The organism is Phaeovulum sp. (assembly GCF_047638075.1).
Classification (GTDB): domain Bacteria; phylum Pseudomonadota; class Alphaproteobacteria; order Rhodobacterales; family Rhodobacteraceae; genus UBA6197.
In genome coordinates this window covers 1-4972 of sequence record NZ_JBLJBV010000100.1, presented here as the reverse complement: position 1 = coordinate 4972, position 4972 = coordinate 1, and the positions used below count along the sequence as shown (strand labels likewise).

The window sequence follows — 4972 nt, the reverse complement described above, 5'->3', positions numbered from 1 at the left end:
GCCTGCCCCAGATCCAGGATATCTTCGCGCAACCGCTCCATCGCCGGCGAGGTGCCGATCAGCTTGCCCATGACCTGCGCCCCTTCGGCCAGGTCGCGGCGCAAGGCACGGTTGTCAAGCGTCATCCGGCGCACCTGGGTTGCACGTTTGGCCAGTTCGGTCATCCGGTCGGGGTTGAACGGTTTTTCCATGAAATCCATGGCACCCATCCGCATCGCCTCAACCGCCATCGGCACATCGCCGTGACCGGTGATCATGATCACGGGAAGGCCCGAATCAAGGCTCATCAAACGCTTGAGAAAGGCCATGCCATCCATTCCCGGCATCCGAATGTCAGAAATCACCACCCCCGGCCAATCCGCGCCGATCACCTTCAGCGCGTCTTCCGCGCTGGCGTAGGTTTCGGTGTCAAAACCCGAAAGCGCCAGCCATTGGCTGACCGATTGGCGCATGTCTTCCTCGTCATCGACGATCGCCACTTTCATCATTCGTGCCATCGGTTACTCCGCTGCTTTGATGCCGGATTTAAGGGGATGCCCCCCCGCCGACTTGTCTGCATATAGGGGCATTTGCAGTTCAAACACAGCCCCCCCATCGTCAGCGTTATGCGCCGTAAGGCGGCCGCCAAAATCCGCAACGATGCTGGAAGAGATTGCAAGCCCCAATCCGGTGCCTTCGCCGGGCTTTTTTGTGGTCCAGAACGGTTCGAACAATTTATCGAGATCGGTGATGCCGGGGCCGTTGTCGCGCACCGCCAAAACAGCCGAGTCGCCAGCAGTCAGCAGCATGTCTATATGCGGCTCCGGTGTCGCCTTGGTGGCATCCAGCGCGTTTCTAAGCAGGTTGATGATCACCTGCTCCAGCCGGATCCGGTCTGCCATGACGCGCACCGGTTGGCGCGGCAGGGTGCGGGTAATGCGCACCGTACGGGCGCGCAACTGCGGCTCCATCATCGCTAACGCCGACGAGATGGCAGCGCGAAAATCAACAGGTTCAAAGGCTTCGCCGCCTTTCCTCGCGTAAGACTTTAGCTGGCGGGTAATCGCCCCCATGCGCTCGATCAGATCATCAATCCGCTGGAAGGAGGATAACGCCTCTTCGGGGCGTTGCCGCTGAAGCAAGAGCCGCGCCCCCGCCAGATAGGTTTTCATCGCGGCCAGCGGCTGGTTCAGCTCGTGGCTGACGGCCGCTGACATTTCCCCCAGTGCCGCCAGTTTTGAGGATTGCGCCAGCGTCAACTCAGCCACGGCCAGATCCTTTTGCACCCGCTCGCGTGCCGCAATCTCGCGCGAAAGCCGCGTGTTCAGCGCCCGCAGTTCGACCGATTCCCGCCGATAGGCCGCCGTTTGCACCCGCGCCCGGCGCGACAGAACGTAAAACCCCAGCGCCAGCACCATGGCAAAGCCCATGATCTCCAACGCCAGAACCGCATTCACCCGTTCGCGCACGGAATCATAGGTCGAGAACGAAATCATCCGCCAGCCCCGGAACGGTATCCGCGTTTCGGTGCGCATCACGGCGGTGCCGCGCAGATAGGCGTCGGGCGGCTCATTGGCCCAATCGGCCGTCAACCGCAGGGCACGCCCAATGGCAGAAGGCGCCGATCTGGCCACCAGCGCCTCGCTCATGGTCAGCCCGCGCCAGCGCGGTTCGGTCGCCAGAATGATCCGGCCCTCGCTGTTGGTCACGGCAATCGCATCGGCAACCCCGGACCAGCTACGCTCAAACCGCGCCAGATCGGCCTCGACGACGATCACCCCCACGGTCCGCCCCTCGTCAACCAACGCGCGCGAATAGACGAATTCCGTCCCCCCCGTTTCACGGGCAACCGCCGTAAACACCGTATCACGCGACCGCATCGCATCAACAAAATAGGGTGCCTGCACATAAAGCGTTCCCAAAAGCGCCCGGTCGGTTGCCGCAACGGTGCGCCCCGTCGTATCCAAAAGCCGGATCGAGGCGGCCGTGATTTCCTTTTTGGCAGAGATCAGCCGCGCCGAGGTGGTGGCATATTGCCCGCTATCCAATGAACCCAGCAACTCCGGATCCCGCGCCAGCAAAAGCGGCACCACCGCAGTGCGCTGCAATTCCGAAAGGATGTTGCCGGAATAAAGCGCCAGCCGCAGTTCGGTGCGCACGCGCGTCGTCTCGGTAAAGCGTTCGGTCAGCCAGGCGTTGGTAAACCAGACCACAGCCACAGCAAGCGCCAGCGACAGCGCAAAAAGCACCCGCACAACCCAGCGCCACCAATTGCGTCGCCGGGTGCCGATCGGGGTCAATAAATCAGGTATCTGTTGTGGTTGGACCATGCGCCCAGACTATGCCACTCGGGGCCGCGCCTCAAGACAAGGCTCTCAGGCGGTGGCCATCATTCCAGCCAACGCGCGGAACACTGCCGATCCGTCGGTGCCACCCTGCGCCGGGTCAACCGCGCGTTCAGGGTGCGGCATCAGCCCCAGAACCCGGCGATTTGGGCTTAGCACGCCCGCGATATTGCCGGCAGAGCCGTTCGGGTTGGCGACATAGCGAAACGCCACCCGGTCCTCAGCCTCAAGCCGCGCCAACCCCTCGGGGTCGATCGTGTAGTTGCCGTCGTGATGCGCCACCGGAAACATCACCTCGGCGCCCTTGGCATAGCCGCTGGTATAGACGCTGTCGGTGGTTTCCACCCGCAGCGCCACCGGCTTGCAGACAAATTTCAGCCCCGCATTACGCATCAGTGCGCCCGGCAGCAGCCCCATTTCGGTAATCACCTGAAAACCGTTGCAAACCCCCAGCACATAGCCGCCCCGCCCCGCAAAGGCGCGGATCGCGCCGCCAATCGGGCTTTGCGCCGCAATCGCGCCGCAGCGCAGATAATCGCCGTAGGAAAAGCCACCCGGCACGCCGACAATATCGGTGCCTTCAGGCAAGGCGCTGTCCTTGTGCCAGACCCGCGTCACCTGCACCCCCGCCCGTTCAAAGGCGATGGCCAGATCACGATCGCAGTTCGACCCCGGAAAAGTAATGACAGCGGCTTTCATGGCGCAACCCTGCTTTCTGTCTGGTCCCGATATCCTGCGCATCCGGGGGCACCCCCCGGCGCACGCAGTAAAACCGCCCTTAGGCGATCTCTATAGTATACTTCTCGATCACCGTATTCGCCAGCAACTTTTCGCACATGGCCGTTACCTCGGCCTCGGCTGTGGCCCGGTCGGTCGCAGCCAGATCAAGGTCGATCACCTTGCCCTGCCGCACCCCGTCAACCCCTGTAAACCCCAACGTCCCCAGAGCATGGCGCACAGCCTCGCCCTGCGGGTCCAGAACACCATCCTTGAGCATGACATGAACGCGGGCTTTCATCGGATGACCTTTCAGTTGATCAGCGTCGGCTTGGTTATTGTTGTGGCGTTGGTCGGCAAAACACCCAGACGCCGCGCCACTTCGGTATAGGCATCGGTCAGGCTGCCAAGGTCGCGGCGAAACACGTCCTTGTCCAGCTTTTGCCCGGTTTTCACATCCCAAAGGCGGCAGCTATCGGGGCTGATCTCATCGGCCACGATCAGCCGCATGAAATCGCCATCCCAGATCCGGCCGATCTCGATCTTGAAATCCACCAGTTTGATGCCGACACCGTAAAACACCCCCGACAGGAAATCATTGACCCGCAGCGCCAGCGCCACGATGTCATCCAGATCCTGCTGGCTGGCCCAGCCAAAGGCGATGATATATTCCTCGGGGACCAGCGGATCCCCCAGCGCGTCGTTCTTGTAGCTGTATTCGACAATCGGGCGCGGTAGCGGCAGACCCTCTTCCAGACCCAGCCGCTTTGAGATGCTGCCGGCGGCAAAGTTGCGCACGATCACCTCAAGCGGAATGATTTCGACCTGACGGATCAACTGTTCGCGCATATTGATGCGGCGGATAAAGTGGTTGGGCACGCCGACATTGGTCAACCCGGTCATGAAATATTCCGACAGCCGGTTGTTCAGCACGCCCTTGCCTTCGACCACGGCCTTTTTCTGCGCGTTGAAGGCGGTGGCGTCATCCTTGAAATATTGCACCAGGGTGCCCGGCTCTGGGCCTTCATAAAGAACCTTTGCCTTGCCTTCGTAGATTTTCTTGCGCCGGGGTGCCATGGCTGCTCCGTTCCGTATGGGCCCCGATAGCAGGCGAGACCGCGCGGGCCAAAAGACCCCTTTCGGCCCCTATAGGGCAAGCCACGCGCGCCCGCAAGGCAAACGGGCGTGAGAAGGGCCGCAAAGGCTGCGGCAATGCGGGACTTGCGCGGCGGGCGCGGCACGGGCATATGATAGGCATGAAATCATCATCTGACCGGGGGCCCTGATGACCACCTTCGACGACCGCAAAAATGCCTTTGAAAACAAATTCGCGCATGACGACGAACTGCGGTTCAAGGCCGAAGCGCGCCGAAACCGGCTTTTTGGCCTGTGGGCTGCCGGGCTGATGGGCAAATCCACCGATGAGGCCGCTGAATACGCCAAAGAGGTTGTCGCGGCGGATTTTGCAGAAGCGGGGCATGAAGACGTCTACCGCAAGGTCGCGGGCGATCTGGGCACCTTGGCTGATGAACAGACGATCCGCACCAAGATGATCGAGTTTATGGCCGAGGCCAAGGTCCAGATCATGAACGAGATCTGAGCAGCCTGCTTAAACACCGGACGTCAAACCCGCCCCGCCGCGCCATCTTGGCTGCGGGGCTTTTTGCACCCGCACGAGGGCCGTTGGCGGGCCTGCATAACCCGTGGCAGGTGCCTGCCGTTTGAATTTGCCAAGCCCGCACCCACATGGCACAAAAGATCTGCCGCCGCCCCTTTTCGCGCGTCAAGAAAGGCCCGACCATGAACAACGTGCTAAGCCGCCTGCTGGAAACCCGTGACTGGCTGTTGGCCGATGGCGCCACGGGCACCAACCTGTTCAACATGGGCCTGTCATCGGGCGAGGCGCCGGAACTGTGGAATGTGGAGCAACC

6 protein-coding genes and 1 pseudogene are annotated in these 4972 nt (G+C 61.6%); 2 read left to right on the top strand and 5 right to left on the bottom strand.

Annotation, left to right across the window (positions count from 1 at the left end):
* The 5 genes from ACM62R_RS15140 to purC all read right to left on the bottom strand — a co-directional run.
* A partial coding sequence (locus ACM62R_RS15140) for a sigma-54-dependent Fis family transcriptional regulator (RefSeq protein ID WP_415184881.1) occupies positions 1-497 on the bottom strand: 497 nt, incomplete at its 3' end.
* Between the two features lie 3 nt (positions 498-500).
* Positions 501-2309, bottom strand: a complete 1809-nt coding sequence (locus ACM62R_RS15135) for a sensor histidine kinase (RefSeq protein WP_415184880.1) — start codon at positions 2307-2309, stop codon at positions 501-503.
* A 45-nt stretch (positions 2310-2354) separates the two neighbouring features.
* Positions 2355-3023, bottom strand: a complete 669-nt coding sequence (gene purQ / locus ACM62R_RS15130; RefSeq protein ID WP_415184879.1) for a phosphoribosylformylglycinamidine synthase subunit PurQ — start codon at positions 3021-3023, stop codon at positions 2355-2357.
* A 79-nt stretch (positions 3024-3102) separates the two neighbouring features.
* A complete protein-coding gene (gene purS, locus ACM62R_RS15125) occupies positions 3103-3342 on the bottom strand; it encodes a phosphoribosylformylglycinamidine synthase subunit PurS (protein ID WP_415184878.1) in 240 nt (79 codons plus the stop codon).
* An 11-nt stretch (positions 3343-3353) separates the two neighbouring features.
* Positions 3354-4118, bottom strand: a complete 765-nt coding sequence (gene purC, locus ACM62R_RS15120) for a phosphoribosylaminoimidazolesuccinocarboxamide synthase (protein WP_415184877.1) — start codon at positions 4116-4118, stop codon at positions 3354-3356.
* 208 nt (positions 4119-4326) lie between these two features.
* Between purC and ACM62R_RS15115 the strand changes: the two genes are divergently transcribed.
* The gene (locus tag ACM62R_RS15115) at positions 4327-4641 is read left to right on the top strand and encodes a DUF1476 domain-containing protein (RefSeq protein ID WP_415184876.1); all 315 of its coding nucleotides are present in this window, start codon (positions 4327-4329) and stop codon (positions 4639-4641) included.
* A 200-nt stretch (positions 4642-4841) separates the two neighbouring features.
* Positions 4842-4972, top strand: a pseudogene (locus ACM62R_RS15110) (methionine synthase); the annotation flags it as partial.